3 protein-coding genes are annotated in these 2,852 nt (G+C 67.3%); all 3 read left to right on the plus strand.

From position 1 onward, the window contains the following. Positions 1 to 850, plus strand: an 850-nt coding sequence (locus KH616_RS23750; protein WP_292253504.1) for a methyl-accepting chemotaxis protein, incomplete at its 5' end; no start/stop codon positions are given. A gap of 21 nt (positions 851 to 871) precedes the next feature. Then, positions 872 to 1,375 carry a chemotaxis protein CheW gene (locus KH616_RS23755; protein WP_292253511.1) on the plus strand — a complete coding sequence of 168 codons (504 nt, stop codon included), beginning with the start codon at positions 872 to 874 and terminating at the stop codon, positions 1,373 to 1,375. An 8-nt stretch (positions 1,376 to 1,383) separates the two neighbouring features. Then, positions 1,384 to 2,852, plus strand: a 1,469-nt coding sequence (locus KH616_RS23760; protein WP_292253506.1) for a CheR family methyltransferase, incomplete at its 3' end; no start/stop codon positions are given.

A 2,852-nucleotide genomic window follows, 5' to 3' on the forward strand; every position in this document is an offset into this window, starting at 1 on the left:
CCTCGTGTCGCAAGCCCAGCAGTCGTCGCTGCAGGTGGCGACGTCGGTCGCGGAGATCGCGGCGACATCGAAGGAACAGCAGGCGACCGCGAGCGAAACCGCGGCGACGACCACCGAGATCGGCGCGACGTCGCGCGAAATCTTCGCGACGTCGCGCGACCTGCTCCGCACGATGAACCAGGTGGCGACGGTCGCCGAACAGTCGGCGGAACTCGCGGGCGCGAGCCAGAGCGGCCTTACGCACATGGAAGAAACGATGCGCAACGTGATGGAGGCGGCCGGCTCGGTCAACGCGAAGCTCGCGATCCTCAACGAGAAGGCGGTCAACATCAATCAGGTCGTCGCGACGATCACGAAAGTGGCGGATCAGACCAATCTGCTGTCGCTCAACGCGGCAATCGAAGCCGAGAAAGCCGGCGAATACGGCCGCGGCTTCGCCGTCGTCGCGACCGAGATCCGGCGGCTGGCCGATCAGACGGCGGTGGCGACCTACGATATCGAGCAGACCGTGAAGGAAATTCAGTCGGCGGTGTCCGCCGGCGTGATGGGCATGGACAAGTTTTCCGAGGAGGTGCGGCGCGGCATGCGCGAAGTGCAACAGGTCGGCGGGCAGTTGTCGCAGATCATTCACGAGGTGCAGGCGCTCGCACCACGCTTCCAGCTGGTCAACGAAGGAATGCAGACGCAGGCGACCGGCGCCGAACAGATCACCCAGGCGCTGTCGCAGCTCTCCGAGGCGGCGCAGCAGACGGCCGATTCCCTGCGCCAGTCGACACAGGCGATCGACAACCTGACGCTCGTCGCGAGCCAGCTTCGCACCGGCGTCTCGCGTTTCAAGATCGAAGCCTGACGCGTGCCGGCGAACCTCGTGATGCTCTTCCTCCTGTTCGAACTCGACGGCGATCGCTACGCGCTCGATGCGACCGAGATAGTCGAAGTGATGGCGCTCGTGCCGATGAAGCAGATTCCCGGCGCGCCGCCGTGGGTCGCCGGCACGATCGAACTGCACGGTGTACCGGTGCCGGCAATCGACATCGCGCAACTCGCGCTCGGACGTCCCGCGCAGCGCCTGCGCTCGACACGGATGGTCGTCGTCCGGTATCGCGCCCGCACGGCATCATCCGGCGATGAGACCGGAACGCGAGATGCCGAACACCGCCTCGCGCTGATCGTCGAGCGGGCGACACTGACCGCCCGGATCGACCGCGACCGCTTCGCCGACAGCGGTATCGCGACACCGAACGCGCGCTGGCTCGGGCCGGTTGCCATGGATACGTCCGGCTTCGTGCAGTGGGTCGACGTGGAGCATATGCTCGACGACGATGTCCGCGCGCTGTTGTTCGCGGCCAACCCGCCGCTGACGGTGCAGGAGTGACGCGCGCGATGAATGCCGGCGATCCCCGTTTTGAATCATGGCTCACGCGCGAGACCGGCATCGAGGCGTCGTCGCTCGGCGTCAACGCGGTCGCCCGCGCCGTGCTGGAGCGTGCGTGCATCACGCAGCGCGGCGGGTCCGCCGCGGGCGACGATCCGGCCGATCGCGGCGACGCCGCGATCGATGCCTATTGGGATCTGCTGAATACATCGCCGGACGAACGACAGGCATTGATCGAGACGCTCGTGGTGCCGGAGACGTGGTTCTTTCGCGATCGCGAAGCGTTCGCTGCGCTCGCGCGCCTCGCCGATGCGCGGTTTCTGCGCGAGCCGGCGCGCGCGCTGCGCATATTGAGCGTGCCATGCGCGAGCGGCGAAGAACCGTATTCGATTTCGATGACCCTGTTCGACGCCGGCATCGACCCGTCGCGTTTCGGTATCGACGCGATCGATATCAGCGCTCGCGCCATCTCGCGAGCGCAGCAGGCCGTGTATGGACGCAATTCGTTTCGCGGCGCCGCGATCGCGTTTCGCGACCGCCACTTCAACGAAACGCCCCGGGGCTGGCGGCTGAACGAGCGTGTACGCGAGCCGGTCCGCTTCATGCAGGCAAGCGTGTTCGAACTGCCGCTCGACGACGACGCGCGCTACGACTTCATCTTCTGCCGCAACGTGCTGATTTATTTCGACCGCGATGCGCAGGACCGCGCGATTCGCCTGCTCGAAGCGCGGCTCGCGGACGACGGCACGCTTTTCGTCGGGCCGGCCGAAACGGGAATGATGATGCGGCATGCGATGACGCCAGCCCGGATTCCGTTCGCATTTGCATTTCATCGTGCATCGACAGAACCGGCGGTACCGGCGGCAGGCGCCGTCACTTCGCGCGCCGACCAGTCGGGCGGCACGGCACGCGGCATGGAAACGCCGGCCGCCCATACCCTGCCGCCGTGGCCCGCGCGTCGTCCGGCCGCTGGCCCGGCCGTACTCGCGGCGATGCCCCAGCCGGTAAGCAGCCGGGCGTTTCGCCCCCGCAGTGCCGACGCAGCGGAAGCCGGGGCGCAAGACCCCGCGTCGGCACCGCTCGAAGACGCGCGACGCCTCGCCGACATCGGGCGGTTCGATGAGGCGAAGCGCATCGCCCATGCGTACATGCTCGAGCACGGACCAGACGCCAGCGCGTTCTACCTGCTCGGTCTGATCGCCGATGCGCATCGCCTTCGCGCCGATGCAGAGGACTTTTACCGGAAAACGCTGTACCTGGATCCGGGCCATTATGAGGCGCTCACCCATCTCGCGATGCTGCTCGACGCGGCCGGCGATACAGCGGGCGCACGGCAGCTGATGACCCGCGCGCAGCGGGCGTTGACGCGACGCAACGCGGCGGAGCGGCTCCGCGCGACTACACCTGGAGGAACGCATGGCACTCGCCGCCAGATCCCGCGATCGATCGCCTGTCATGCGCGCGATCTGCACGGCGG

Source organism: Burkholderia sp., assembly GCF_018375725.1.
Taxonomy (GTDB): domain Bacteria; phylum Pseudomonadota; class Gammaproteobacteria; order Burkholderiales; family Burkholderiaceae; genus Burkholderia.

What these genes read in the sequence shown, in the direction of transcription:
- KH616_RS23755 (WP_292253511.1), top strand. Translation starts at nt 872, where the DNA reads ATGCTCTTCCTCCTGTTCGAACTCGACGGCGATCGCTACGCGCTCGAT.